23 protein-coding genes and 1 tRNA gene are annotated in these 26,742 nt (G+C 44.5%); 22 read left to right on the top strand and 2 right to left on the bottom strand.

Annotated features, from left to right (window positions below; all coding sequences use genetic code 11):
• Positions 1-232: 232 nt before the first annotated feature.
• From ACWNM1_RS22260 to ACWNM1_RS22185, 16 genes are all read left to right on the top strand, one after another.
• On the top strand, positions 233-1,969 hold the full coding sequence (locus ACWNM1_RS22260; RefSeq protein ID WP_449602684.1) for a tetratricopeptide repeat protein: 1,737 nt from the start codon (positions 233-235) through the stop codon (positions 1,967-1,969).
• Positions 1,970-2,010: 41 nt separating this feature from the next.
• Positions 2,011-2,964: a thioredoxin-disulfide reductase gene (gene trxB, locus ACWNM1_RS22255; RefSeq protein ID WP_421899735.1), complete on the top strand. Its 954-nt coding sequence runs from the start codon at positions 2,011-2,013 to the stop codon at positions 2,962-2,964.
• A 306-nt stretch (positions 2,965-3,270) separates the two neighbouring features.
• Positions 3,271-4,698: a glucuronate isomerase gene (gene uxaC, locus ACWNM1_RS22250; RefSeq protein ID WP_421899738.1), complete on the top strand. Its 1,428-nt coding sequence runs from the start codon at positions 3,271-3,273 to the stop codon at positions 4,696-4,698.
• Positions 4,699-4,755: 57 nt separating this feature from the next.
• Positions 4,756-5,754, top strand: a complete 999-nt coding sequence (locus ACWNM1_RS22245) for a LacI family DNA-binding transcriptional regulator (RefSeq protein WP_421899741.1) — start codon at positions 4,756-4,758, stop codon at positions 5,752-5,754.
• Positions 5,755-5,917: 163 nt separating this feature from the next.
• The gene (locus tag ACWNM1_RS22240) at positions 5,918-7,387 is read left to right on the top strand and encodes a tagaturonate reductase (RefSeq protein WP_421899744.1); all 1,470 of its coding nucleotides are present in this window, start codon (positions 5,918-5,920) and stop codon (positions 7,385-7,387) included.
• A gap of 34 nt (positions 7,388-7,421) precedes the next feature.
• Complete coding sequence (locus ACWNM1_RS22235; RefSeq protein ID WP_449602689.1) at positions 7,422-8,912, top strand: UxaA family hydrolase; 1,491 nt, start codon at positions 7,422-7,424, stop codon at positions 8,910-8,912.
• A 201-nt stretch (positions 8,913-9,113) separates the two neighbouring features.
• A complete protein-coding gene (locus ACWNM1_RS22230) occupies positions 9,114-9,341 on the top strand; it encodes a DUF1858 domain-containing protein (RefSeq protein WP_421899747.1) in 228 nt (75 codons plus the stop codon).
• A 40-nt stretch (positions 9,342-9,381) separates the two neighbouring features.
• On the top strand, positions 9,382-10,641 hold the full coding sequence (locus tag ACWNM1_RS22225) for a DUF438 domain-containing protein (protein ID WP_449602683.1): 1,260 nt from the start codon (positions 9,382-9,384) through the stop codon (positions 10,639-10,641).
• Positions 10,642-10,850: 209 nt separating this feature from the next.
• The gene (locus tag ACWNM1_RS22220; protein ID WP_421899753.1) at positions 10,851-11,801 is read left to right on the top strand and encodes an ROK family glucokinase; all 951 of its coding nucleotides are present in this window, start codon (positions 10,851-10,853) and stop codon (positions 11,799-11,801) included.
• 45 nt (positions 11,802-11,846) lie between these two features.
• Entirely contained in the window at positions 11,847-12,746 is a 900-nt protein-coding gene (gene rapZ / locus ACWNM1_RS22215; RefSeq protein WP_042123306.1) for an RNase adapter RapZ, read from the top strand.
• Positions 12,747-12,803: 57 nt separating this feature from the next.
• Entirely contained in the window at positions 12,804-13,751 is a 948-nt protein-coding gene (locus tag ACWNM1_RS22210; RefSeq protein WP_179085868.1) for a gluconeogenesis factor YvcK family protein, read from the top strand.
• A gap of 133 nt (positions 13,752-13,884) precedes the next feature.
• The gene (whiA, locus tag ACWNM1_RS22205; protein WP_042123310.1) at positions 13,885-14,814 is read left to right on the top strand and encodes a DNA-binding protein WhiA; all 930 of its coding nucleotides are present in this window, start codon (positions 13,885-13,887) and stop codon (positions 14,812-14,814) included.
• Positions 14,815-14,911: 97 nt separating this feature from the next.
• Positions 14,912-15,181: an HPr family phosphocarrier protein gene (locus tag ACWNM1_RS22200; protein ID WP_036687106.1), complete on the top strand. Its 270-nt coding sequence runs from the start codon at positions 14,912-14,914 to the stop codon at positions 15,179-15,181.
• Positions 15,182-15,332: 151 nt separating this feature from the next.
• Positions 15,333-16,088, top strand: coding sequence for an SIMPL domain-containing protein (locus tag ACWNM1_RS22195; protein WP_421899761.1), 756 nt, complete (start codon positions 15,333-15,335; stop codon positions 16,086-16,088).
• 124 nt (positions 16,089-16,212) lie between these two features.
• Positions 16,213-17,310, top strand: coding sequence for a PdaC/SigV domain-containing protein (locus tag ACWNM1_RS22190; RefSeq protein ID WP_449602682.1), 1,098 nt, complete (start codon positions 16,213-16,215; stop codon positions 17,308-17,310).
• A 109-nt stretch (positions 17,311-17,419) separates the two neighbouring features.
• On the top strand, positions 17,420-18,058 hold the full coding sequence (locus ACWNM1_RS22185; protein ID WP_449602681.1) for a GDSL-type esterase/lipase family protein: 639 nt from the start codon (positions 17,420-17,422) through the stop codon (positions 18,056-18,058).
• A gap of 94 nt (positions 18,059-18,152) precedes the next feature.
• On the opposite strand, the gene clpP is transcribed toward ACWNM1_RS22185, so the two are convergent.
• The gene (gene clpP / locus ACWNM1_RS22180; protein ID WP_042123316.1) at positions 18,153-18,749 is read right to left on the bottom strand and encodes an ATP-dependent Clp endopeptidase proteolytic subunit ClpP; all 597 of its coding nucleotides are present in this window, start codon (positions 18,747-18,749) and stop codon (positions 18,153-18,155) included.
• Between the two features lie 193 nt (positions 18,750-18,942).
• Positions 18,943-19,017, bottom strand: a tRNA-Arg gene (locus tag ACWNM1_RS22175).
• 433 nt (positions 19,018-19,450) lie between these two features.
• Here ACWNM1_RS22175 and ACWNM1_RS22170 point away from each other — a divergent pair.
• The 6 genes from ACWNM1_RS22170 to eno all read left to right on the top strand — a co-directional run bounded on the left by ACWNM1_RS22170 (position 19,451) and on the right by eno (position 26,595).
• Positions 19,451-20,503: a sugar-binding transcriptional regulator gene (locus ACWNM1_RS22170; RefSeq protein ID WP_042123320.1), complete on the top strand. Its 1,053-nt coding sequence runs from the start codon at positions 19,451-19,453 to the stop codon at positions 20,501-20,503.
• A gap of 102 nt (positions 20,504-20,605) precedes the next feature.
• The gene (gene gap / locus ACWNM1_RS22165) at positions 20,606-21,616 is read left to right on the top strand and encodes a type I glyceraldehyde-3-phosphate dehydrogenase (protein ID WP_036687120.1); all 1,011 of its coding nucleotides are present in this window, start codon (positions 20,606-20,608) and stop codon (positions 21,614-21,616) included.
• Positions 21,617-21,732: 116 nt separating this feature from the next.
• Complete coding sequence (locus tag ACWNM1_RS22160; RefSeq protein WP_042184036.1) at positions 21,733-22,914, top strand: phosphoglycerate kinase; 1,182 nt, start codon at positions 21,733-21,735, stop codon at positions 22,912-22,914.
• A gap of 27 nt (positions 22,915-22,941) precedes the next feature.
• Positions 22,942-23,694, top strand: a complete 753-nt coding sequence (tpiA, locus tag ACWNM1_RS22155) for a triose-phosphate isomerase (RefSeq protein WP_042123325.1) — start codon at positions 22,942-22,944, stop codon at positions 23,692-23,694.
• 1 nt (position 23,695) lies between these two features.
• Entirely contained in the window at positions 23,696-25,240 is a 1,545-nt protein-coding gene (gene gpmI, locus ACWNM1_RS22150) for a 2,3-bisphosphoglycerate-independent phosphoglycerate mutase (RefSeq protein ID WP_042123328.1), read from the top strand.
• A 68-nt stretch (positions 25,241-25,308) separates the two neighbouring features.
• Positions 25,309-26,595 (top strand): phosphopyruvate hydratase, encoded by a 1,287-nt coding sequence (eno, locus tag ACWNM1_RS22145; protein WP_042123330.1) that lies wholly within the window; start codon positions 25,309-25,311, stop codon positions 26,593-26,595.
• Positions 26,596-26,742 lie beyond the last annotated feature (147 nt).

Genomic DNA, 26,742 nt, shown 5'->3' with positions numbered 1-26,742 from the left:
GGCGTTTATGCTTGTTTTTACGTGAAAAAGTTGTTGTTTATGGAGTGGTAGAGTCTTTCTCAACTTGAGAATCTCACGGTCACATGTGGTATACTGTGTGAAGATAGCCGCACCCATAAAGGGAACGGAATAGCGATTAAGTTTGGAGCTCCGGTATACCCCATTGGGCGCCGTCCTCCTATTTTTTCGTTAGTATAAAAGGAAGCTTCTTATAAGGGGGTGCCTTGCTTCCATGATGGAGAGAACTTCAGAGTATGAGGAGAATGGTAATGTTATTCCTGTCACTCTGAATGCCAATTTTTTCTTTGAAAGAGCCGTTCGGTCCTTGGATCGCTTTCAATATGATAAGGCATTAAAGAATTTTCGCAAAGCTGTAGAGTACGAACCGGAGAACCCGGTAAATCATTGTAACGTAGCAGGTGTTTTATCAGAGATGGGTAATTATGAGGCGTCTAACGACATTTTGACCCATGTGCTGGAGAATATTGATCCTGGAATGACGGAATGTTATTTCTATATGGCTAACAACTTCGCCAATATGGAAAGCTATGAGGAGGCAGAACACTCACTCGTTAATTATCTCGAAGAAGATGTGAACGGTGAATTTCTGGCCGAATCGGAAGAGTTGATGGAACTTCTGCAATATGAGCTGGATCGTCCTGCACCACTTATCCGGATTAGAAGCCGGGAAGGGGTAATAGAGCATGAGCGGGCCCGAGCGCTGTTGGAGGAAGGCAAGTTTACACAAGCTGTAACTTTGCTTGAAGAGATTGTGAGCAATACGCCAGACTTCTTGGCGGCGCATAACAACCTAGCCCTTGCGTATTTCTATATGGGTCGTTTTACCAAAGCCAAAGAATGCATTATGCGGGTGCTTGAACAGGACTCTGGGAATTTGCACGCACTTTGTAACTTGGCGATCTTTTTGCAGTATGAAGGTGACCGCGGGCAACTGGCTGGATTATTACGTCTGCTAGAGACGACTATTCCTTTTCACCAGGAGCATTTATTCAAGATGGCCACTACGATGGGGATTCTGGGACGGCATAGAACCGCCTATGGTCATTTTCGGCGCCTGCTGAAGGATGAAGAAGTCGGCGGTGACGCTAGTCTGTACCATTACTGTGCGGCAGCAGCAAGTAATAGCGGTCTCTATACAGAGGCTCAGCGTTGCTGGCAAAAAGCTGCTAAGCTGGATCCGGAATCGTCTGTGCCGAGATTTTTTCTGGCCCAACTGCAGGGGGCGCAGGGGGAAGGCAAGGCGTTGTCTCCAATCAGTTACAACTATCAGCTCCCATTTCAAGAGCAGCTGAAGCTGTGGAAAGACAACAAAGGTAGCTTTGCTGAAGAGGTGCGGAACAATCCACTGCTTCGATCTTCCTTCTTCTGGGCACTTCGTTACGGAGATGCCAATACGAAGCTTCAGGTTACGGAAGCTCTGCGCTGGATTGAAGATGAAGAAATGTCCGAGATTCTACAAGGACTTCTAAAGCAACAGCCATTGCAGGAAGAAAAGCTGCAGGAAGCTGCGCTTCTGAGCCTGCAGCGACTGATTGGTAGTGTTCCGGAGGAAAATGTACTTCAGGAAGCCAAAGAAACTTCTACTGCGCGTCTGAAGGGATTACCAGAATGGAGAGAAGATTGGCAAAAAGTCATCGACCAGACGGTAAGTATGATGGACCGGAGATTTGATGCCGTCCAGAAAAAAGATGCTGAATTACTTTGGAAGCAGTTCGTCAGTTGCATATATCCAGATGTTCCTTTTATCCGTCAAACGGAAGGCTGGTGTGCTGCCTTAGAATATCTGATCGCAAAAATGCATAACCTTCCAGTCACCTATCGCGAGGTAGCTCAGCGCTATGACGTATCCGTGTCGATGGTCAGTCGTTATGCTCGGCGTATCGATGATGAATGTAGTTTTCAGGGAAGTGTGAGCGACAATCTTCCCCCGTTTACTGAAAATATCTAAAATTTTTGATGCATAAACCCTATTGTGAGGAGGCCACTGTTATGTACAAAACGATTGTAATCGGAACAGGCCCGGCCGGGCTTACTGCTGCTATTTATCTGGCACGTGCCAACCTTAACCCACTTGTAATTGAAGGGATGCAGCCAGGTGGACAACTGACAACGACAACGGAAGTTGAGAACTTTCCAGGTTTTCCTGAAGGGATTCTCGGCCCGGATTTAATGGACAACATGCGGAAGCAGGCTGAACGTTTTGGTGCTGAATTCAAGAATGGTTGGGTGGATTCAGTGGATTTTTCACAGCGTCCATTTAAAGTGACAGTAGATGGTTTGGGTGTATTAGAGGCAGAGTCGGTAATTATCTCTACCGGTGCTTCTGCCAGATATTTAGGAATACCAGGGGAGCAGGAGAATGTGGGCCGTGGGGTCAGCACTTGTGCTACTTGTGATGGCTTCTTTTTCCGGAATAAGAAGATTATCGTAATCGGTGGAGGAGACTCCGCGATGGAGGAAGCCAGCTTCTTAACAAGATTTGCTTCCAGCGTAACCGTGGTTCATCGTCGTGATGAGCTCAGAGCTTCGAAGATCATGCAGGATCGTGCACGTGATAACAGTAAGGTTGTGTGGGCACTTAACCGTACACCGCTTGAAGTAACAACCGGCGAGTCTGGAGTTAAGGGACTGACGGTTCGCAACAATGATACTGGGCTTGAAGAACTCATCGAAGCGGACGGAGTGTTTGTCGCTATCGGTCATACGCCGAATACCGGATTCTTGGGCGGTCAGATTACGACGGATACCAATGGTTATATTGTAGTAAATCCAGGCACTACTGAGACGAATATTCCGGGTGTATTCGCTTGCGGCGACGTACAGGATACCCGTTACCGTCAAGCGATCTCCGCAGCGGGCACCGGCTGTATGGCAGCAATGGACGCTGAGAAATATCTTGAGGGCACAATGGTACATGACTGGAGCGAAAACTTGGGTAGTTAATGTAACTAAATTAATCGGAATGAATTCAAGCAGGTGATCCTTATCTTAAAGGGGGGCCTGCTTTTTTGTAGCAGGAAGCTGGGTGCTGTTAAAATAACTGTAACAATGTCTTTCGAAAAAGGCTTGCGCATTTAAAAAATACGGTTACAATAAGAGGTAATGTTAACGTTAACAATTTGAATATATTTAGAAACAAAATTATTTTAATCTAAAGAAATAACTAAGTTAAAATATCATAATCCGAATAATGTTCACGTTAAACTATTGTAACTACCATTATGATTATAAAGGAGAGCAGCAAACCTCATGAGCAAAAAATTCATGGATGAGAACTTCCTGTTGTCGAGCGAGACCGCCATTAAGCTGTTTCATAATCATGCGAAAGGTATGCCTATTATCGACTATCATTGCCACCTCAGTCCTCAAGAGATCTATGAGAACAAGACGTTCAACAATATTACCGAAGCATGGCTGTATGGCGACCATTACAAATGGAGAGTGATGCGGGCAAATGGTGTAGAGGAGAAGTTCATTACTGGTGATGCTAGTGACTATGAAAAGTTCTTGGCATGGTCTAGAACCGTTCCTAAGATTATCGGGAATCCGCTCTATCATTGGACACATCTTGAGTTGCAGCGTTTCTTTGGAGTATATGATTTGCTAAATGAGGCTAATGCTCCGAAGATTTGGGATGAAGTGAACAGACAGTTGCAAGGTGAAGGATATGGAGCAAGAGATCTAATTGTTAAATCGAAGGTAACTGTTGTATGCACCACCGATGACCCAGTAGATTCTCTGGAATATCATGAAAAAATCAGCAGTTTGAGTGGATTCAATGCCAGCGTAGTTCCGGGGTTTCGTCCAGATAAAGCCCTTGAGATTAATCGTCCTACCTTCAAGCCTTGGGTAGCTCAGCTAAGCGAAGTCTCAGGAATGGATGTTGAGAATTATGGTCAGTTTCTAGAAGCATTGGAGAGCAGAGTGAGATTCTTCCATGCCAGAGCGGGCCGTGTATCCGATCATGCTTTGGATGCAGTAATGTTTGAGCCTGCTACCTTGGAGGAAGCTACGGCTATATTCAACAAAGCTCTTCGTGAAGGCGCTGTAAGTGAGAGAGAAGAAAAGAAATATAAAGGGTTTACCCTTGTGTTCCTCGGGAAATTATATAGCGAGCTGGATTGGGCCATGCAATTCCATATCCATGCGCTACGCAATAATAACAGCGTAATGTTCGGACGACTCGGCCCTGATACCGGCTATGATTCGATTAATGATGGCGTGATTGCTAAACCGCTGGCAGGTCTGTTAGATGCGCTGGATCGTGAGAATGCGCTGCCTAAGACGATTTTGTACTCGCTGAATCCAAATGATAACCATGTCATTGCTGGTTTAATGGGCTGCTTCCAAGGCGGCGGAACTCCAGGGAAGATTCAATTCGGGACGGCATGGTGGTTCAACGATAACAAGGATGGCATGCTGGAACAGATGAAGACGCTTGCTAATCTAGGTGTGCTTAGCCAGTTTGTCGGAATGTTAACAGACTCCAGAAGCTTTTTATCCTATACCAGACATGAGTATTTTAGAAGAATTCTATGTGATCTTGTAGGTTCTTGGGTAGAGAATGGAGAAGCCCCGGATGATATGGAACTGTTAGGCGGTATGATTGAGAATATCTGTTACAATAACGCTGATCATTATTTCAATTTCTCGAAACAGGCATTGGTGACTAGGTAATCGTTATGATATCCTTACATGGAATAGCCAAACCCGTTTGATAAGGAAGGTTGACCCATGGCACCTACAATCAAGGATATCGCCAAACTGGCGAATGTTTCACATACAACTGTATCAAGAGCACTTAACAACAGTCCCCTAATTAAAGAAGTTACACGTAAAAAAATTGCCGAGATCGCTGCGCAAGTGGGTTATGTCCCCAATTACAATGCCAAAAGCCTTGTGATGCAGCGGTCATACACCATTGGTTTGTTCTTCACAAGTATCGCCAACGGCACAACGTCTGGTTTCTTCTCTGACACGATTCGTGGTGTAAATAGTGTCATAGATGTAGAGTATAATCTGTTCATCCGTGGGATCGACGATTATGCGGAATATTCCTCTATTCATCGCAAACGCTTTGATGGAATTATTCTAATGAGCCAGAGTGAAGCAGATAATAAATTCATTTACCATGTTGTCCAGCAAGGCATTCCAATCGTTGTGCTGAATCGGCAGATAGATGATCGCTCCATTATTAATATCATCTCGAATGACCGGGAAGGCGCTTATCATGCAGGCAAACACCTGATTGAGTCCGGGCATCAAGACATTGCGATCATTGAAGGTGTTGAGGGCTTTAAATCCACGCAGGAACGCAGAGACGGTTTTATAAAAGCTTTGATTGACCATAATATCCCTGTTCGTAACGATTATATGAGAAATGGTAATTACGATATGCAAAGTGGATATGAGGCGATGGGCAAGCTGCTAGATTTGGAAAAACCGCCGACGGCAGTATTCTGTTCCAATGACGATATGGCGATCGGGGCTATGAAATCTGTGTTTGAGCGCGGGCTGCAGGTGCCGAACGATGTTTCTATTGTTGGTTTTGATGATATTGGATTTTCGCTCTTTGCGAATCCTTCGCTTACCACAGTTAAACGTCCTATTGAGAAGATCAGCGAGCAAGGAGCCCGCAAGCTGCTAAGCTTAATTAAAGAACCTTTGGAGAATGACGGGCTAACCTCCATTGATACGGAGTTTATTGCGAGAGAATCGGTTAGGAAACTGTAGAAGCAAAAAGCTGCGCATAGCAGCTTGATCCTTTCACTCGTAAAGGATTTTGAATTAAAATTTTCACGTGTGCATAAATTAATAAAATAGTAACATAAACATTGTATTGTAAAGTACATTTAATTGGTTTTACGTGTGCATTTATAAATTAGGAGGCGTTTATATGAACAGATTAAATAGTGATAGTTGGAGAGCTTACAAGCAATATCCTGAGAAGGTTCTGCAATTTGGAGAAGGCAATTTCATGCGCGCTTTTGTAGATTGGCAGATTCATACCATGAATCAAAGAACGGATTTCAATGGTGGCGTGGTGGTTGTACAACCGCTGGGCAACGGACTTGCAGAAATGCTAAATGCTCAGAACGGTTTATATACGCTTTATCTCCAAGGAATCAAAGATGGAACAGCGGTAAAAGAACATGAGGTCATCAACTGTATTACACGAACGCTTAATCCATTTGCCCAGCATGAGGAGTATATGAAGCTTGCCGAGAATCCAGAGCTGCGCTTTATCGTGTCCAACACCACTGAGGCGGGAATTGCTTTTGAAGCAGGCGACAAGTTAACCGATGCTCCGCAGAGCAGTTTTCCAGGTAAACTGACGGCCTTGTTGTATAAGCGCTTTGAATTTTTTAACGGTGATGCTTCTAAAGGTTTTATCATCATTCCGTGCGAGCTGATTGACCGAAATGGGGATGAGCTTAAGAAGGTTATTTCGAAATATGCTGACCTGTGGAATCTTGGAGAGAGCTTTGTAAACTGGCTGAATGAAGCCAACACCTTCTGCTGTAGTTTGGTAGATCGCATCGTTCCCGGATATCCAAGAGACACCATTGCTGAGATTACGGAAGAATTGGGCTATGAGGATAAGTTGGTCGTTGTCGGCGAGCAGTTCCATCTATGGGTAATTGAAGGGCCGCAGTGGATGAGAGAGGAGTTCCCGGCTGAAGTAGCGGGTCTTAATGTGCTCGTGGTAGATGATATGACCCCTTACCGGACGCGTAAAGTGAGAATTCTAAACGGAGCTCATACCGCGTTGACACCAGTAGCGTATTTGTACGGCATTGATACGGTGGCCGAGGCCATTGAGCACGAAGAGGTTGGGGCGTACGTGAAGTCCTTAATCTACGATGAGATCATTCCGACGCTGGATCTGCCGGTAGAGGAATTGAATTCTTTTGCAGACGCGGTACTGGAAAGGTTCCTGAACCCTTATGTGCAGCATTACTTGATGAGCATCTCCCTTAATTCTATCTCGAAATTTAAGACAAGAGACCTGCCTTCTTTATTGCAATATGTAGAGTCCAAAGGACAATTGCCCGAGAAGCTTGTTTTCTCAATGAGTGCATTAATTGCATTCTATAAAGGACGTAGAGGGGAAGAAGAGATTCAGCTGGCGGATGATGCGGATATTTTGGAATCGTTCGCCTCCTTGTGGGGAGGCTGGGATGGCACAGACACTGGGTTACGCGCACTGGCTGTCGAGGTATTAGCAGCGACAAACCGCTGGGGCTGTGATCTGAATGAAGTGGCTGGTCTTACTGACAAGGTGACAGAAGGGCTCATTGCGATTGAGAGAACAGGTATGAAGCAAGCGCTGCAAGCGTACGTGAAGAGACCTGCACACAACTAATACACAGGAGGTGGATAACGACATGATTAAGACTATGAAAGAGGTACTGCAGATCAACGAGGCTGATAACGTGGCAGTTGCACTTAAAGACTATCAAGCAGGCGACACCATTGTGATTAGTTCAAAAGAGATTAAAATTACGGAAGATATTGCTAGAGGTCATAAAATTGCACTAACCAGCATTAGCGAAGGCGAGAATGTATTGAAGTATGGTTATCCCATCGGTCATGCTAAAGCGCCTATCGTGCCGGGCCAGTGGGTGCATACTCATAATACGAAGACAAACCTAACAGGGGTTGAGGAATATACTTTTGAACAGAAGCTGACACCCAATCCTTTTAAAGTAGAGAATTTGACCTTTAAGGGGTATCGTCGCTTTGACGGATCTGTAGGTATTCGTAATGAGCTTTGGATCGTCCCAACGGTTGGTTGTGTGAATGGAGTGGCGGAGCAGATCATCAATATTTTTAAGGCAGAGGTTGGTGATATCGCTCCGTTCGATAACGTGCTCGTACTGAAGCATAACTATGGTTGCTCCCAGTTGGGTGATGATCATGACAATACCCGTACAATACTTGCTAACGCGGTTAAGCATCCAAATGCGGGCGCCGTACTTGTGCTCGGACTAGGTTGTGAGAATAACAATTTGCATATTTTTAAAGACATGCTGGGTAGTTACGATGAGGATCGAGTGCGTTTTCTTGTCTCCCAAGAGGTTGGAAACGAGATTGAAGAAGGCGTAAAGCTGCTGAAGGAACTCTACAATAACGTACAAGGCGATCATCGGGAAGAAGTCTCACTCTCTGAGCTGAAGATTGGTCTGAAGTGTGGAGGCTCGGATGGCCTGTCCGGGATTACTGCGAATCCGCTTCTTGGACGTTTGTCTGACTATATGGCTGCCCAAGGCGGCACAACTGTACTCACTGAAGTACCTGAAATGTTTGGCGCCGAAAAGATTCTGATGGAACGTGCTGCAGACGAAGCTATTTTCCACAAAATTGTCGATCTCATCAATGACTTTAAGCAGTATTTCATGGACTATAAACAGCCGGTATATGAAAATCCTTCACCTGGCAATAAAGCCGGAGGAATTACTACGCTTGAGGATAAATCGCTGGGTTGCACTCAAAAATCCGGTAATTCTACGGTAATGGATGTACTCAAGTATGGAGAGCTTATCACTAACAAAGGTTTAAATCTTCTTAACGCGCCGGGCAATGACCTAGTGGCTTCGTCGGCTCTGGCTGCTGCTGGCTGCCAATTGGTGATCTTTACGACCGGACGGGGGACACCTTTTGGTACATTCGTGCCAACATTGAAGGTGTCTACCAATACCCCATTGTATGAAGGCAAACGTCACTGGATCGATTTTAATGCGGGTGTGCTGGTTGAAGATGGTTCTCCAGATGAGGTTCTGCGTGACTTCATTAACTACATTATTAGCGTGGCTAGTGGGGAATGGGTAAATAACGAGAAGAATAACTTCCGCGAGATATCCATATTCAAAACAGGAGTAACGCTATAATAAAAAATTTATTACGAACTAGACTGTCCCTTATGCTATTTAGCGTAGGGGGCAGTTTTTTAATTTCACATTATACATAATCCATCTTTAAAAGAACTGGTATTGCTTTCTTCTAATTTAGTGATTGCAATCACTATTGCCTTGTACGGCCTGTGCTAATCTGTTGTTGAGAATAGTTCTCATATAAAGGAGAAGAGTCCAATGGAAAAAATGCTGCGAATGGATGAGTCTATCTTCGAGATGGTATCCCGGCATCCAGAGGTCGTTGAGATTATGGTAGAGCTGGGCTTTAAGGACATTGCTAAGCCAGGTATGCTGCAGACCGCTGGCCGTTTCATGACCTTATCCAAAGGAATCAAGCTGAAGAAAATGGATCTCGACACCGTGAAGTTAGCATTTGAACGACATGGCTTCGAGATTATCAATTAAAGGAATCTATCATCAAAATTTCATTAAGGAGAGATCAATAATGAGTGAACTTATAAATAACCGCGAGGTTGATGTACCGGAGCAAACTCGTCGCCAAGCCATGCTCAAGGAGATTATTAAAGAACTGCATGCAGGCAAAAGTGTTGAAGAGGTTAAGGCACGCTTCGAGGAAGCCGTAGGCGATGTTACCGTAGCGGAAATATCTGCTATGGAGCATTCATTAATGACTGAAGAAGGGATTCCGGTCTCAGAGGTACAACGACTTTGTTCGGTCCATACAGCAATTTTTAAAGGTTCTATTGAGCAAATTCACCGTTCGTCTAAGCCTGAGGAGCAGCCAGGGCATCCAGTACACACCTTCAAGCTAGAAAACCGTGAGATTGAAAGACTTGTGAACTTCCGTTTAGATTTGCATGCAACCAAATTTCAGAAGAATGATAGCGAAGAACTCATCTTCAAGCTGTTGGAGGATCTAAGCCTGCTGCTAGATCTTGATAAACACTACAGCCGTAAAGAAAATCTTCTATTTCCGTACCTCGAAAAATATGGGATTTATGGGCCAACCAAGGTTATGTGGGGAGTGGATGATAACATCCGCCGTATGATTAAAGAGGCAAAAGCGGCGCTTAGCAATTACAGCGGAAACGCAGCAGAAATTGGTGTTCAGCTTGAGGAGATCATTAAGGAAGTTAATGAGATGATCTTTAAAGAAGAGAACATTCTGCTACCTATGTCGCTGGACAAATTGACGGAAGACGAATGGGTCAAAATCGCTCGTGAGAGTGATGAGATCGGATTCTGCCTAACCGCACCGGAACAGGAGTGGATCCCAGAGCGCGCTGCAGAGCCGGAAGGTGCAATGCTGGGAGAAGCAGAGGGTGCGGCTCCACAAGAAGGGTTCATACGTTTTGAGACAGGTCTGTTGTCACTGCATCAGCTCGAGACCGTACTCAATCACCTGCCGGTAGATCTGACATTCATTGATGAGAATGATGTCGTTCGATATTTTTCACACGGGAAGGAACGTATATTTGCTCGGACAAAGGCGGTTATCGGTCGTACAGTACAGAACTGTCATCCTCCGCAAAGTGTGCATGTGGTAGAGAAGCTTTTGGAAGACTTTAAGGCAGGTCTTAAGGATGCTGAAGACTTCTGGATTGCCATTAAGGATAAATTCATCTATATCCGTTATTTCGCTGTCCGCGACGAGACTGGTCGGTATATGGGGACACTGGAGTTTACGCAAAATATTGCTCCAATCCGTGCACTAGAAGGACAAAAGCGTATTTTATCAGAATAAATGTGTGTTTTGGGTTATTTTCCAAATAATAATATAGGTAGAGGACTCTCTTACTTAGCGTAAGAGGGTCTTTTTAGAATATAATAGAGTATACTCTTAAAATAAGGAATTCCCGGGTGTGTTGTCTTTCCTTGACCACAGAGGGGGCTTCTATTATAGTTGGTACTTAGGATTAACTATTTTAGTATAAAAAAAAGGTGGCTTGTTACATGTCTGAGAATATCTACGTTGGCGTGGATTTGGGTGGAACTGCAATTAAGGTTGGGATCTGCAATGCTGAGGGAACTCTACTGCATACTTATGAGGGACCTACAGGAACTGCAGAAGGTGTCGATACTGTTATCGATAATATCGAGAAGTATGTACGCCAAATTGTGGAAGATTCCCCGTACTCTTGGGATCAGCTTGCAGGTGTAGGAGCGGGCGTAGCCGGGTTCACAAATATTCGTGAAGGAATTATTATCCTTGCGCCCAACATAGGATTTAAAGATGTGCCGATTCGCTCCATCTTGGAAGATCGCTGGAACAAGCCTGTCAAAATAGACAATGATGCGAACGTGGCTGCCCTGGGTGAAGCTTGGAGTGGTGCAGGACGCGGGATTGAAAACTGTGTCTGCTATACGCTTGGAACAGGTGTGGGTGGCGGAATCATTATTAATGGGAAAATTTATCAAGGTTTTGCAGGTCTAGCCGGTGAGCTTGGTCATATCACAGTAGTGCCGGATCTGGAAGCTATTCAATGTGGTTGCGGTAATATGGGATGTCTGGAAACCGTTTCCTCCGCTACGGGAATTATTCGTATGGCTAATGATGCAGTAGCACGTGGTGATCGTACTTCCCTCTCTATGGTAGAGAAGATTGCTGCGAAGGAAGTCTTTGATGCGGCTAAGGCTGGCGATGAAGTAGCAATTCGTATAGTAAACCGTGCAGCATACTATCTGGGTAAATCTATGGCTTCTGTTGCGGCCGTGCTTAACCCTGAAGTCTTCATCATTGGTGGTGGTGTGTCTAAGGCTGGAGATATTCTATTTGATGAAGTTCGTCGTGTGTTTGCTAAGTTGGCACCGGCTCCACTTCAGACTGGAGTTACGATTATCCCAGCAGAGCTTGGCAATGATGCAGGTATTGTTGGTGCTGCAGGCCTTTTGCTTCGTTCTTAAAAGATAGGGAGTATTCATATACTAATTTAGGGAGGGGACGCTTTAATGACCGAATTGGACAATACTCCAACGGCTGGAGCCACCCTGATCATTATTACCGGAATGTCAGGTGCGGGTAAGACAATTGCTGTGCAGAGTCTGGAAGACCTAGGGTTCTTCTGTGTCGATAATTTACCGCCGGTGCTGATCCCTAAGTTTGCAGAATTGATTGAGCAGTCGAAGGGTAAGATCGCCAAGGTAGCTCTTGTGATTGACTTGCGCGGTAGGGAATTCTTCACTGCTTTGTCCGAGTCTCTAGCCTATATCAAAGATGAGTCAACTATTGGCTGTGAAATCTTGTTCTTGGATGCTACGGATTCGGTACTTGTGCAGCGTTACAAGGAAAGTCGGCGTCATCATCCTCTAGCACCTAAAGGACTTCCGCTTGATGGTATCAAGCTGGAACGTAAAATGCTTGAGGAATTAAAGAATTCAGCTACATTATGTCTGGATACTAGCAGTATGAAACCAGTGCAGCTCAAGGAGAAGATCGTTTCTCGGTTCTCGCATTTAGGAAAAAGTACACTCTCCGTCAACATTACATCGTTCGGATTTAAGTATGGTATTCCTATTGATGCAGACCTCGTCTTCGATGTTCGCTTTTTGCCTAACCCACATTATGTGGATCATCTGCGGCCAAAAACAGGTCAGGACAGCGATGTCTATGACTATGTAATGAAGTGGCCTGAAACACAGGTGTTCCTGACTAAACTGCTCGATATGCTTCATTTCTTAATTCCGCAATATCGTAGGGAAGGTAAATCCCAGATTATTATCGGCATTGGCTGTACAGGCGGGAAACACCGTTCAGTAGCCATTTCTGAATATTTGGGAAAAATGCTGGGCGTCAGCGAAACGGAATCCGTAGCCGTTAGTCATCGGGATTCCGAGCGTGATCGGCACTAATGAGAGAAGGGGTCCATAGTGGCTGAAGAACAAAGACAGCGTCCACGTATCGTCGTTATGGGCGGTGGCACGGGGCTATCTGTCATGCTTCGCGGCTTAAAAGAAAAGCCGCTAGATATTACAGCAATAGTTACCGTAGCAGATGATGGAGGAAGCTCGGGCATTTTGCGAAGTGAACTGCAAATGCCACCTCCTGGGGACATCCGTAACGTATTAACAGCTATGGCTGATGTAGAGCCGCTCATGGCGGATATTATGAGATATCGTTTCAACACGGGCGAAGGCTTGGCGGGTCATAGTCTTGGTAATTTAATTCTTGCCGCGCTTACAGATATATCTGGCGATTTTGTCACAGCTGTTCGTGAGCTTAGCCGATTATTTGCTGTTCGCGGACGGGTATTACCCGCTGCGGGGGATGCCGTAGTATTGCGTGCAGAAATGTCGGACGGCACGATTATCACAGGTGAATCTAAGATACCGGAAGCAGGCGGGATCATTAAACGGGTTTCTTTGGAGCCTGCTGATGTGGAACCGTTGCCTGAAGCACTTGAAGCGATTCGAAATGCTGATGCAATTCTTTTGGGTCCAGGGAGTCTATATACGAGCATTCTTCCGAACCTACTTGTTCCGAAGCTAGCAGAAGCAGTTGTATCTTCTGATGCAATCAAAATTTTTGTCTGCAATGTAATGACTCAGCCTGGTGAAACGGATAATTATACTGTAAATGACCATCTACAAGCCGTTTATGATCATATTGGGATTCATTTATTTGATTATATTATTGTGAATGACGGTGAAATTCCAGAGCAGGTGCAGTCGAAGTACGCTGAGAAGGGTGCGCGTCCGGTACAGCTTGACAAGGATGTACTAGAAGGCAGTGCATATAAAGTTATAGCGGATAAGCTAGTGTTATTCCGAACTTATTTAAGGCATGATACCGATAAGCTTAGTCATCATATCTATCAGCTTGTGCAAGATTGGATAAACAGAAACCCTAGGGTATAACTTAAAATATAAGTTTTACACCTATACTTTCTTATATTTCTCGCTTAAACGCTTACCGTCCCCAAAAGGACGCCGAAGGCATTTATGCTTGTATATATGAATGACGTACTTATTTCAGAAAGAGGTGAGACCCTTGTCTTTTGCGGCCCTTACCAAAAAAGAGCTGACGATGGTGGAGAGTGAGCCCTGTTGTGAGAAGGCGGAAATGTCAGCGCTTATCCGTATGAATGGATCTGTGCAGCTTTCAAGCAAAAAGGTGATTCTCGACATTTCGACGGAGAACGCCGCGATTGCAAGGCGGGTATATTCTTTGCTTAAGAAATATTACCAGGTCCATATTGAGCTACTCGTGCGTAAAAAAATGCGTTTGAAGAAAAATAACGTTTATATCGTTAGAATCCCTAGTCGCGTACAGGAAATCTTAAATGATCTCAGAATTGTGTCCGAAGGATTTATTTTTACTGACGGTATTGATAAAGAGATTGTTGGGAATAACTGCTGTAAGCGTGCTTATTTACGGGGTGCCTTTTTGGCGGGCGGATCCGTTAATAATCCGGAGGGTTCCTCTTACCATTTGGAGATTTCCTCGATGTATGAGGAGCATTGTAAGGCGCTGGTCGATCTGGCTGGTGAATTTCACCTAAACGCACGCTGCATTGAACGTAAAAAAGGGTTCATTCTATACATTAAAGAAGGCGAGAAGATTATCGAATTCTTAAGTTTGATCGGGGCGCATCAAGCGTTGTTCAAATTTGAGGATGTAAGAATTATGCGTGATATGCGTAATTCCGTGAATCGGATCGTGAACTGCGAGACCGCGAATCTCAATAAAACGATAAGTGCCGCGGTGCGGCAGATTGAGAATATCAAACTGCTGCAGCGAGAAGTGGGGCTGGAGAGCTTGCCGGATAAACTGCGGGAAGTTGCAGAAATCCGAATGGCACATCCAGATATCAACCTTAAAGAGGTTGGTGAAATGCTGAAAGGTACGGTTAGTAAGTCCGGAGTAAATCATCGACTTCGTAAGATTGATGAACTGGCGGACAAGGTTCGAGGCGGCTAGTCACTTTTTTTCTAGTGTGGTTTACGTTATAATGATATAATAATATAAAATTAATGTGAAATTTTTGGGGAGAACTCAATTAGGGGGTAAGCGTTTCATGACAAAGCACCCGGTAGTTGTTCGGTTGAAGACAGGGCTACACGCTCGACCGGCAGCATTGTTTGTGCAAGAAGCTAACAAGTTTTCGTCGGAGATTTTCGTGGAAAAAGACGATAAAAAAGTAAACGCCAAAAGTATTATGGGTATTATGAGCCTAGCGATCAGTTCCGGCACGGAGATCTATATCAGCGCGGATGGTGCAGACGCCGATCAAGCTGTAAACGCTTTGACGAGTCTCGTTAGCAAAGAAGAGCTTGAAAACCAATAATCTTTTGAAATGACTTTTTATTGCATGACTAAAAAGCCCCTAGGGGCTTTTTTTTAATACCAAAAAATAGATTTAAAGCGTGCAACATTTACCAAAAAGACTCGTCTAGAGGATAATAACAAATTACAAAAGGTGAAAGGGGCTGGCAAATATGAAAGGTTTGGTAAAGAAGATTGGTTCAGTGTTGATTGTAGGGAGTTTGTTAATTGGAGGAATTGGTATGAGTGGTGTCACCCAGGGTCCTACAAAGGCTTACGCAGATGAAGTGCAGAAAAATGTTGTTAGTGTAGTAGGTAAAGGCGAATTGTCCATCAAGCCGGATATTGTATACTTGTCCATCGGAGTAGATACTACGGCGTCAACTGCGCAAGAAGCGCAAAAAACAAATGCTGCTAAAATCCAAAAGATCACTACCCTACTGAAAGGGACTTGGAAAATCGCAGATAAAGATATTCAAAGCACCCAATTCTATGTGCAACCCAACTATAGTTATAGCGAAAAAGAAGGACAGCAAGTGAAAGGATACAACGCGAATCATACGCTGTTAGTGTCTTATAGAGATCTGACTAAGGTTGGTGAATTGCTTGACGCTGCATCTGCAGCAGGGGCAAACAATCTCGGAAATGCACGTTTTTCCGTGGAAGATACTTCTGCCTTTGAAGCTCAGGTGATTGAAAAGGCGATGGCGAACGCAGATGTTAAAGCAGGTGCTATTGCTAAGGCAGCTAAACGTAGCTTGGGTCAAGTAATCACGGTCAGCCAAAATGATGGCAATGTCACTCCGGTTTATTTTGAACAAAATCTAAAAATGGATATGGCTGCAGCAGATGCTGGTGCAAGCACATCCGTTCAACCGGGAGTAGTTAAAGTTACAACACAACTGAGCGTAATGTATGAATTGAAATAGTAGCAGAACAAGATGGTTGCAGAGAGGAGAGGTGATCTTCCACTAGTAATAGTGGGGGCGCCTCTTTTTTGTGTAAGTTCTCTGGGATTATGTTTAAATAATTGGAAAGGAGAGGGAAAATAAGATGATGAATATCTCAAAAGAAATCGTACGCAAATTGGGCATAGGTTTGATGTCGACGGGGTTATTGCTTGGTGGATTACTGCCTAGTGATACGGGTTATGCAGCATCTGATCAGGCGAAGAGCAAGGCTAATGCTTCAAGTATAGTATTAAAGGCGAACGGGGTGATTTCGCAGCAGACAGGTATTGTGCAGGAAGGGAAGGTCTGGGTCCCAATTACCTTTATGCGTGATGTGCTGGGATTACCTCTCACTTATGATAAAGAAGAAAATGCATACACGATCGGAAAGGGAACGACTAAGGCCAAGTTGCTGTTATCTAGCTATGGTACTTCAATTTGGGTGAACAATTATTACATTCGAGAGTATGAAGGAAAGCTAATAAACAACCGACTCTATGTTCCATCCGGTCTGTTAAATGATTATTTGGGCTATAAAGTGGATTGGAGTCGGGGCTCTAATGGGTTGAATGTGGTGAATAGATCACAGAATGCGTTGATAGTAACCACGGAGACCTATGCTAAGGATCGAAAAGAGGCTTTGATCCAGCTTGATTATCCGAAGTTTAGTGGATTAAGCAATTCCAATGCACAGCAGGCCATGAATGATATTTTGAAAGAAAGTGCCATGAAATTCGCTGCAGGCGCAGAGAAGGATATCTCGAATCGATCCGGGTTAGAGCCTAAGTATACCTATGATATAGATTATGTGGTGACCTACAATCAGGATGGTGTGATCAGCTTAGTAATGTCACAGTATAGCGATACGGGCGGCGCTCATGGTATGACCAATCGGGAGGCTTTTACCTTTTCGCTCAAGGATGGCAAACGTCTGCTGTTGGGTGACCTGTTCGGAGCTAACCCAAACTACAAAAAAGAGTTGAATGCTAAGTTGAACAAGCTAGTAAAAGCGGAGGAAAGTTATTTGGGAGGGTTCAACGGATTGAATACGGAAAAGTATTTTTATCTGAAGGATGATCAGGTCGTTCTGTTCTTCCAATTGTATGAATACACAGCTTATGCTGCGGGGTTCCCGGAATATCCCTTTACTTTCAAAGAACTGTTGCCGGAAGGCGGTAGCCCATTTGCTGCTGTAAAATAAATAGAGAAGTCGTAACCGCTAGTGTCACCACTGGACATCTCCCCCTTACCAGAATCACCTCCAAATCATATGCTAAATGAAGTAACTAGTTTATGAACGGGGGAGAGCTATGAGCTATCAATACACTGCAATTGGCGATTCCTTGACGACTGGATTTGGCGCTCTGCCAGGGAACGGTTTTGTACCGGTGTACCGTAAAATGGCGGAAGGGAGACTGCGTTCTAATGTAGCCTCTACGAATTTGGGCGTGAATGGATTGACTACTTCTGAACTGGAACAGCGGCTACGGGGGAGTGCAATGACTCGCGAAGCCATTCGAGCAGCCGACATCATCACTCTATCCATCGGTGGCAACGATTTAATCCATGCTGCGAAGGCTGCTGCTAGACAACCTGAAAATTTATCTAAAGAGCTGCGAAGATCATTGCAAGAATGCAAGCAAAATTTTGCTGCAATTATGAGTATCCTCTTCCAATTGAAGACGGGAACGCGTAGACCTTTTATCATTCGGATTGTGGGACTATATAATCCTTATCCTCAGGTAGTGGGTGCTACAGAGTGGGTGCGGCAGTTTAACCGCTATGCCTCACAGTACAGTAACCGAGTATGTGGGTTTGCTTCTATCTATAGTGAGTTTGCAGGAAATGAGAGAGGGCTATTATCGATTGACCACTTACATCCGAATGGCCGAGGCTACCGTGTGATTGCTGAGAAACTCGATGCGCTTGGATATGGTGGCTTGATTTAATTGAGATTCGTATGAAGTGGTGCCCTGAAAAGTAAAGAGGCTGTGCGCTAACCATCAAGTGGATAGGCACAGCCTCTTTGTGTTGTTTTATAGCTTACACACCGCTAGGCAGTGTTTTCTCGATGACTTTATCAACGATACCGTAAGTTGCCGCATCTGCAGCAGTCATGAAGTAATCACGATCTGTATCCTTCTCAATACGTTCTAGCGGTTGACCCGTACGTTCAGCAAGAATACGATTCAACTTATCACGCAATTTGAGGATACGGCGGGCACGGATTTCAATATCCGTTGCTTGACCTTGAGCACCACCCAGAGGTTGGTGAATCATGATCTCACTGTTAGGCAGTGCGAAGCGTTTGCCTTTAGCGCCAGCGTTAAGCAGGAATGCTCCCATGGAAGCTGCCATACCTACACAGATGGTGGAAACATCCGGTTTAATGTACTGCATTGTATCAAAAATAGCCATACCTGCAGTAATGGAACCGCCGGGGCTATTCACGTAAAGGTGAATGTCCTTATCCGGATCTTCGGCAGCCAAGAACAGCATTTGTGCGATGATAGAATTGGCTACCACGTCATTAACCTCCGTTCCAAGGAAAATGATGCGGTCCTTCAGCAGGCGGGAATAGATGTCATAAGCGCGCTCACCGCGGTTGCTCTGTTCTACTACCATAGGAATATAACTCACGTGGAAAACCTCCTTGATATTGGTTCTTCAAATGTATTCATTTTTACTCTTGCCGTATTACCCACATGATAAACAAATTCAAACAAAAAGTCAAAGAAAGTCAAACTTATATTCAAAAAAAAGAGCCGACACGCGGCTCTTTGGTTAAGTAGTAGTATAGACACTACTAAATTATGTACAAAGGTGAAATTAATGGCGCGCCCGCCAAGAATCGAACTTGGATCTCAGGCTTCGGAGGCCTACGTCATATCCATTGGACCACGGGCGCAACAAAAATGATTATAATACAAATTCTGTGCAATTGCAATGGACAAGAAGAAACGACGCTATCGTCCTTTATTGACGATAGCCGTTTCTCGTAGAAATATAAGGATAATATATAAGGTGAAACTTAAAATTTCTTATATTTTTAATAATACTGTGCTCAGGCTCTATCCCTTGTCTTCAAGTTGGACAAGCATACATTGTGTTTCACTCAGCGAAAGAATCTGGATTGTTAATGACAGGTTTTTTGGAGCTGAACCTCTTTCCCAATCTTATAAATGTATAAGAAGACAAGCGCTTGAGAATTCTACTCTCGGAAGACTTGCACTTCGAGCAATATTTGGTTAGAATATGAGTGGGACTTAAAAAGTTTACCCGGGACATTTTGAGACCATGAACAAGGGAATAGAGGAAGACGAAGTTGCAGGAGTGAAAGTATGCGTAATTTATTAGATATCCAAAAGCAGCTTCTGCCTGATCTCATGGAAACCCTTAAGAGACGGTACACGATTCTTCATCAGATCATGCTGTCCGATATCATTGGACGCAGAACGCTTGCCGCTTCGCTTGATATGACTGAGCGGGTACTGCGTGCCGAGACGGATCTTCTGAAATCGCAAGGGCTCATTGAGATCGAGAGTGTTGGCATGCGCATTAGCGCTGCTGGACGTAGACTGCTTGATTTGCTAGAGCCGGTCGTTAAGAGCCTGTTTGGTCTGGATGAGCTGGAAGAGAAAATTCGGGCAACGTACGGTCTGGATAAAGTTATTGTGGTGCCGGGTGATTGTGAGTCATCGCCATTCACTAAACGTGAGCTTGGCCGAGCGGGTGCAAAAGCGCTGCTCAGTGTACTTCGTACAGATGATATAGTTGCTGTCACAGGTGGATCAACGCTTGCCGATATGGCTGATCAACTGACACCGCCGTTATCCCTTTCCTATAAGAACGCTTGGTTTGTTCCGGCGCGTGGTGGATTAGGAGAGAGTATGGAGATTCAAGCCAATACGATTGCCTCAACAATGGCAAAACGGGTAGGAGCGAATTACCGGTTGCTGCATGTACCTGATTTACTTAGTGGGGATGCCTACCAGTCACTAGCACTTGACTCTAATATCGGAGAGATTGTACAAATCATCCGCAGTTCGCGTATTATTGTACATGGGATTGGGGATGCCATTGAAATGACTCGCCGCCGCAAGCTGGATGAGGCAACTGTCTCAGAAATCCAGGGTGAGGGAGCCGTGGCTGAATCCTTTGGGTATTACTTTAACGAAGATGGTCAGGTTGTCCATACGATGCTTACGATGGGACTACGTCTAGAAGATATTGTTCGGACGGAGACAGTCATCGGTATCGCTGGAGGCAAACCAAAGGCCAAAGCTATTCATGCCATGCTGCGTTTCGGGCAGGAGAATATACTCGTCACCGATGAGGCTGCTGCTGTGGAGATCGGCAAGGAAATTGATAATCAGTTACAGATATCCTCGTAACTCACTAGAACATATATTTTGCATTATACTTAACATTGTTGTCATGACAGGCTTCACGGTCTGTTTTGAATAAATAAAACGAATTCTAGGAGGAACTATTCAATGAGTGTAAAAGTTGGAATTAACGGATTTGGACGTATTGGACGCCTTGCTTTCCGCCGTATTCAAAATGTAGAAGGTATCGAAGTGGTAGCAATCAACGACTTGACTGACGCTAAGATGCTTGCTCATTTGCTTAAATATGATACAACTCAAGGTAAATTCCAAGGTGATGTTGAAGTTCATGATGGCTTCTTCAAAGTCAATGGTAAAGAAGTTAAGGTTCTTGCTAACCGCAACCCTGAAGAATTGCCATGGGGCGACCTAGGCGTTGATATCGTACTTGAGTGCACAGGTTTCTTCACAACTAAAGAAGCAGCTGAAAAACACTTGAAGGGTGGAGCTAAGAAAGTAGTTATCTCCGCTCCAGCTACTGGCGACATGAAAACTGTCGTTTACAACGTTAACGATGACATTCTTGATGGTACTGAGACTGTTATTTCCGGCGCATCTTGCACTACTAACTGCCTAGCTCCAATGGCAAAAGTATTGAACGACAAGTTCGGTATCGTTGAAGGCTTGATGACTACAATTCACGCTTACACTGGCGACCAAAATACTTTGGATGCTCCACACGCTAAAGGTGACTTCAGACGTGCTCGTGCAGCAGCTGAGAACATCATCCCTAACACTACTGGTGCTGCTAAAGCAATCGGTCTTGTTATTCCAGAACTTAAAGGTAAATTGGATGGTGCAGCTCAACGTGTTCCAGTTGCAACTGGTTCCCTGACTGAGCTTGTAACTGTTCTTGATAAGAGCGTTACTGTTGAAGAAATCAACGCAGCTATGAAAGCAGCTTCCGATCCAGACACTTATGGTTACACTGAAGATGAAATCGTATCTTCCGATATCAAAGGTATGACTTTCGGATCCCTGTTCGATGCTACACAAACTAAAGTATTGACTGTTGGCGACAAACAACTCGTTAAGACTGTTGCTTGGTATGACAATGAAATGTCCTACACTGCACAATTGGTTCGTACTTTGGAGAAATTCGCTAAAATCGCTAAGTAATTGACTTGATATAAGTAACATCTATAGAGCGGAAACAGAAGTTCCTTGTTTCCGCTCTTTCTAAATGTATTTCTTGTTTCCTGCTAGAAACAACTTTGGGTGTGGAGGAATTAATCATGAACAAAAAGAGCGTCCGTGATGTAGAAGTAAAGGGTAAACGCGTATTTGTACGCGTGGATTTCAACGTTCCTGTAGAAGACGGTAAGATTACTGATGATACTCGTATTCGCGAAACCCTTCCAACCATTAAATATTTGATTGAGAACGGTGCAAAGATCATTCTTGCGAGTCACATGGGTCGTCCTAAAGGTCAATTCGTAGATTCCATGCGTTTGACTACTGCTGCTGAACGTCTGTCCGAGCTTCTCGGCAAACCAGTGGCTAAAGCTGACGAAGCTGTTGGCGAAGCTGTCAAAGCAAAAATTGCTGAGCTAGGCGAAGGCGACGTACTTGTACTTGAGAATGTTCGTTTCTACCCAGGCGAAGAAAAGAACGATCCTGAATTGGCTAAACAATTCGCTGAACTGGCTGATTTGTTCGTCAATGATGCGTTTGGTGCGGCTCACCGTGCACATGCATCGACAGAAGGTATCGCTCATTTCCTACCAGCTGTATCCGGTCTTTTGATGGAGAAAGAATTGACCGTTCTTGGTAAAGCTCTTACTAACCCAGAACGTCCTTTCACTGCGATCATCGGTGGTTCGAAAGTTAAAGACAAGATTGATGTTATTGATAACTTGTTGTCTTTGGCTGATAACGTCCTGATCGGCGGTGGATTGTCTTATACATTCACTAAAGCACAAGGCTTTGAAATCGGTAAGTCACTTGTAGACAACGACAAACTTGACGTTGCTCTTGGATTCATCGAAAAAGCTAAAGCACTTGGCAAAAACTTCATGCTTCCTGTTGATGTTGTTGTTGCTGATAAATTCGGTGCTGATGCTAACACTAAAATCGTTAATTACAATGAAATCCCAGAAGGTTGGGAAGGACTTGATATCGGACCTAAGACTCGTGAACTTTATGCCGATATTATCAAGAACTCCAAGCTGGTTGTCTGGAATGGACCTATGGGCGTATTCGAAATCGATAAATTCGCTGAAGGTACACTTGCAGTAGCAAAAGCTTGTGCAACAACTGAAGGTTACACTGTTATTGGCGGCGGAGATTCCGCAGCAGCAGCAGAAAAATTCCACCTGGCTGACCAAATGGATCACATCTCCACTGGTGGCGGTGCATCCCTTGAGTTCATGGAAGGCAAGGCGCTTCCTGGCGTAGAAGCACTGAACGACAAGTAAGACGTATAGAAGGAGGCAATTTAATTCATGAGAACACCAATTATTGCGGGTAACTGGAAGATGTTCAAAACAGTTCCTGAAGCAGAAAGCTTTATTGCTGACATCAAAGGCAAAGCAGAAGTAGAAGGCGTTGAGACTGTAATCTGCGCCCCATTTACTAACCTGCCTGCACTTGTAGCAGCTGCAAAAGGTACAGATATCAAGATTGGCGCACAGAACCTGCACTTTGAAGATAACGGTGCTTACACAGGAGAAATCAGTGGTGTAATGCTTAGCGATCTTGGCGTAGACTATGTAATCATTGGTCACTCAGAGCGTCGTGCTTATTTTGGCGAAACAGATGAAATCGTGAATAAGAAAATGCATGCTGCATTCCGTCACGGTATCACTCCAATCGTATGTGTTGGCGAAAAGCTCGAAGAGCGTGAAGCTGATCAAACTAAAGCAGTATGTAAAGTACAAACTGAAGCTGCATTCCAAGGACTTAGTGCCGAGCAAGCAGCAAAAGTTGTCATTGCATACGAGCCTATCTGGGCTATTGGCACAGGTAAATCTTCCACTTCCCAAGATGCTAACGAAGTTATTGCTTACATCCGCAGTCTTGTAAAAGATTTGTATGATGTTGCAACAGCTGAAGCTGTTCGTATTCAATACGGCGGCAGCGTAAAGCCTGAGAATGTAACTGAGTACATGGGCCAAAGCGACATCGATGGTGCGCTTGTTGGCGGTGCCAGCTTGCAGCCTGCTTCCTTCGTTCAATTGGTTGAGGGGGCGAAGTAAGATGTCAGCTCCAAGACCTGTAGCTTTGATCATCATGGATGGTTTCGGTTTGCGTGGAACATCTGAAGGTAACGCCGTTGCTCAAGCTAACAAACCTAACTATGACCGTTACTTGAAACAATATCCTAATACCACCCTTACTGCTTGTGGTGAAGCTGTTGGTCTTCCAGAAGGCCAAATGGGCAACTCTGAAGTAGGGCACTTAAATATTGGTGCAGGACGGATTGTATACCAGGATTTGACTCGTATCGATAAATCGATCCGTGAGGGCGAATTCTTCGATAATGAAACACTGGTAGCCGCAGTTAGAAATGCTAAGAACACAGGTAAAAAGCTTCATCTTTACGCGCTTGTATCCGACGGAGGGGTACATAGCCATATTAATCACCTGTTTGCTATGCTTGACCTGGCTAAGAAAGAAGATATGCACGAAGTGTATATCCATGCTTTCATGGATGGCCGGGACGTACCTCCAGATAGTGGTAAGAAGTTTGTTCAAGATCTGGTTGCTAAGATTGAAGAAGTTGGAGTAGGTACAATTGCAACGGTATCCGGGCGTTATTACGCAATGGACCGTGACAAACGTTGGGATCGTGTAGAAAAAGCCTATCGTGCTATGGTTTATGGCGAAGGACCGAAATACACAGATGCTCTGCAAGCTATCACTGCATCTTATTCAAATTCCGTGTTCGACGAATTCGTTGAACCTAGCGTGATTGTAGACAGTGAAGGCAAGCCGGTAACGGCAGTAGAGAGCGGCGATTCCGTCGTGTTCCTCAACTTCCGCCCTGACCGTGCTATTCAGTTGTCACAAGTGTTCACGAATCAAGATTTCCGTGGTTTCGACCGGGGTCCTTTGTTCCCGCAAGACTTGCACTTCGTATGCCTGACTACTTTCAGTGAAACGGTACAAGGTTATGTAGCCTATTCACCGAAGAACCTGGATAACACATTGGGTGAAGTACTTGTGCAACACAACAAGAAGCAACTGCGCATCGCGGAAACTGAGAAGTATCCGCACGTAACGTTCTTCTTCAGTGGTGGACGTGATGAGGAACTTCCAGGAGAAACTCGTATCTTGATCAACTCTCCTAAAGTGGCAACCTATGATCTTCAACCTGAGATGAGTGCTTACGAAGTGGCTGCAGCCTGCGTAGCAGAAATCGAAGCGGAAAGACAGGATGCTATTATCCTTAACTTTGCAAACCCTGATATGGTTGGACACTCCGGTATGTTGGAGCCAACAATCAAGGCTGTAGAGGTTACTGATGAGTGTGTAGGTAAAGTAGTGGACGCAGTAGTTGCCAAGGGTGGCGTTGCGATCATTATCGCCGATCACGGTAATGCTGACATGGTATTTGATGAGAACGGTCGTCCGTTCACAGCTCATACCACTAACCCGGTTCCGTTCATCCTTACGGATGAAAATGTTGTATTGCGCGATCGCGGTATCCTTGCTGATGTAGCACCAACCATTCTGGATCTGATGGGAATTCCGCAACCTGCGGAAATGACTGGTCAATCCATGATCGCTAGTCGCAAATAAGGAAACAATACCTAAGATTAAGCTTTAACAATCAAAACCAAAACATTGTTTAAAGGAGATTAACTAAAATGACTATTATTTCTGATGTTTATGCTCGCGAAGTCCTTGACTCCCGTGGTAACCCTACTGTAGAGGTTGACGTTTATCTTGAATCCGGTGCTAAAGGCCGCGCTATCGTTCCTTCCGGCGCTTCCACTGGCGCTCATGAAGCTGTAGAGCTTCGTGATGGCGACAAATCCCGTTACATGGGTAAAGGCGTTCTGAAAGCTGTTGAGAACGTAAATGAAATCATCGCTCCAGAAGTTATTGGTATGGACGCTCTTGACCAAGTGGGCATCGACAAATTGATGATCACTTTGGACGGAACTCATAACAAAGGTAAATTGGGCGCTAACGCAATCCTAGCTGTATCCATGGCCGTAGCTCGCGCAGCTGCAGCAGCATTGGATATTCCTTTGTACGTATACCTAGGCGGATTCAACGCTAAAACTCTTCCAGTACCAATGATGAACATCATCAATGGTGGTGAGCATGCGGACAACAACATCGACGTTCAAGAGTTTATGGTTCTTCCTGTAGGAGCTCCAAGCTTCAAAGAAGCTCTTCGTACAGGTGCTGAAATCTTCCACAACTTGAAATCCGTACTTCAATCCAAAGGCCTGAACACAGCTGTTGGTGACGAAGGTGGTTTCGCACCAAACCTTGGTTCGAATGAAGAAGCAATCACTACAATCATCGAAGCTATTGAAAAAGCTGGTTACAAACCAGGTGTTGACGTATTCTTGGGTATGGACGTTGCTTCCACTGAGTTCTACAAAGACGGTAAATACACCCTTGCTGGCGAAGGTAAATCTTACACTTCCGCTGAGTATGTTGACCTTCTTGCTTCATGGGTTGAAAAATATCCTATCATCACAATCGAAGACGGTATGTCCGAAGACGACTGGGATGGTTGGAAATTGCTTACTGAAAAATTGGGAGACAAAGTTCAATTGGTTGGTGACGACTTGTTCGTTACAAACACTGAGCGTCTTGCAACAGGTATCGAAAAAGGTATCGGTAACTCCATCTTGGTTAAAGTTAACCAAATTGGTACATTGACTGAAACTTTCGATGCTATCGAAATGGCTAAACGTGCTGGTTACACAGCAGTTATCTCTCACCGTTCCGGTGAATCCGAAGATAGCACAATCGCTGACATCGCTGTTGCGACTAACGCTGGTCAAATCAAAACAGGTGCTCCTTCCCGTACAGACCGTGTTGCTAAATACAACCAATTGCTACGCATCGAAGACGAGTTGGGTGAATTGGCTCAATACAACGGCCTGAAATCCTTCTACAACCTTAAAAGATAATCTGTTTTTATAGCAGAGTACGAAGACCCGCCATTATGGCGGGTCTTTTTTTTTTTTTGTTTTTTCTTATATTTTTAAAAAAAAAAAGACCTTAAAATGTATTTGGGTTTGTTTTTTGGGCCGGTATTGTTAAAAAAAAAAAAAAAT

The sequence above is a fragment of the Paenibacillus sp. Marseille-Q9583 genome (assembly GCF_976954365.1).
The sequence above is the reverse complement of the archived record's forward strand: the minus strand, read 5'-3'. Positions and strand labels throughout refer to the sequence as shown.

Excerpts from the sequence above, each read along its gene's own strand:
- ACWNM1_RS22230 (WP_421899747.1), top strand. The coding sequence starts at position 9,114 with ATGGAAAAAATGCTGCGAATGGATGAGTCTATCTTCGAGATGGTATCC.
- ACWNM1_RS22225 (WP_449602683.1), top strand. The coding sequence starts at position 9,382 with ATGAGTGAACTTATAAATAACCGCGAGGTTGATGTACCGGAGCAAACT.
- gap (WP_036687120.1), top strand. The coding sequence starts at position 20,606 with ATGAGTGTAAAAGTTGGAATTAACGGATTTGGACGTATTGGACGCCTT.
- rapZ (WP_042123306.1), top strand. The coding sequence starts at position 11,847 with ATGACCGAATTGGACAATACTCCAACGGCTGGAGCCACCCTGATCATT.
- uxaC (WP_421899738.1), top strand. The coding sequence starts at position 3,271 with ATGAGCAAAAAATTCATGGATGAGAACTTCCTGTTGTCGAGCGAGACC.
- trxB (WP_421899735.1), top strand. The coding sequence starts at position 2,011 with ATGTACAAAACGATTGTAATCGGAACAGGCCCGGCCGGGCTTACTGCT.
- eno (WP_042123330.1), top strand. The coding sequence starts at position 25,309 with ATGACTATTATTTCTGATGTTTATGCTCGCGAAGTCCTTGACTCCCGT.
- ACWNM1_RS22190 (WP_449602682.1), top strand. The coding sequence starts at position 16,213 with ATGATGAATATCTCAAAAGAAATCGTACGCAAATTGGGCATAGGTTTG.
- ACWNM1_RS22235 (WP_449602689.1), top strand. The coding sequence starts at position 7,422 with ATGAAAGAGGTACTGCAGATCAACGAGGCTGATAACGTGGCAGTTGCA.
- ACWNM1_RS22185 (WP_449602681.1), top strand. The coding sequence starts at position 17,420 with ATGAGCTATCAATACACTGCAATTGGCGATTCCTTGACGACTGGATTT.
- ACWNM1_RS22160 (WP_042184036.1), top strand. The coding sequence starts at position 21,733 with ATGAACAAAAAGAGCGTCCGTGATGTAGAAGTAAAGGGTAAACGCGTA.
- ACWNM1_RS22245 (WP_421899741.1), top strand. The coding sequence starts at position 4,756 with ATGGCACCTACAATCAAGGATATCGCCAAACTGGCGAATGTTTCACAT.
- gpmI (WP_042123328.1), top strand. The coding sequence starts at position 23,696 with ATGTCAGCTCCAAGACCTGTAGCTTTGATCATCATGGATGGTTTCGGT.
- ACWNM1_RS22240 (WP_421899744.1), top strand. The coding sequence starts at position 5,918 with ATGAACAGATTAAATAGTGATAGTTGGAGAGCTTACAAGCAATATCCT.
- ACWNM1_RS22220 (WP_421899753.1), top strand. The coding sequence starts at position 10,851 with ATGTCTGAGAATATCTACGTTGGCGTGGATTTGGGTGGAACTGCAATT.
- ACWNM1_RS22210 (WP_179085868.1), top strand. The coding sequence starts at position 12,804 with ATGGGCGGTGGCACGGGGCTATCTGTCATGCTTCGCGGCTTAAAAGAA.
- ACWNM1_RS22170 (WP_042123320.1), top strand. The coding sequence starts at position 19,451 with ATGCGTAATTTATTAGATATCCAAAAGCAGCTTCTGCCTGATCTCATG.
- ACWNM1_RS22195 (WP_421899761.1), top strand. The coding sequence starts at position 15,333 with ATGAAAGGTTTGGTAAAGAAGATTGGTTCAGTGTTGATTGTAGGGAGT.
- tpiA (WP_042123325.1), top strand. The coding sequence starts at position 22,942 with ATGAGAACACCAATTATTGCGGGTAACTGGAAGATGTTCAAAACAGTT.
- ACWNM1_RS22260 (WP_449602684.1), top strand. The coding sequence starts at position 233 with ATGATGGAGAGAACTTCAGAGTATGAGGAGAATGGTAATGTTATTCCT.
- ACWNM1_RS22200 (WP_036687106.1), top strand. The coding sequence starts at position 14,912 with ATGACAAAGCACCCGGTAGTTGTTCGGTTGAAGACAGGGCTACACGCT.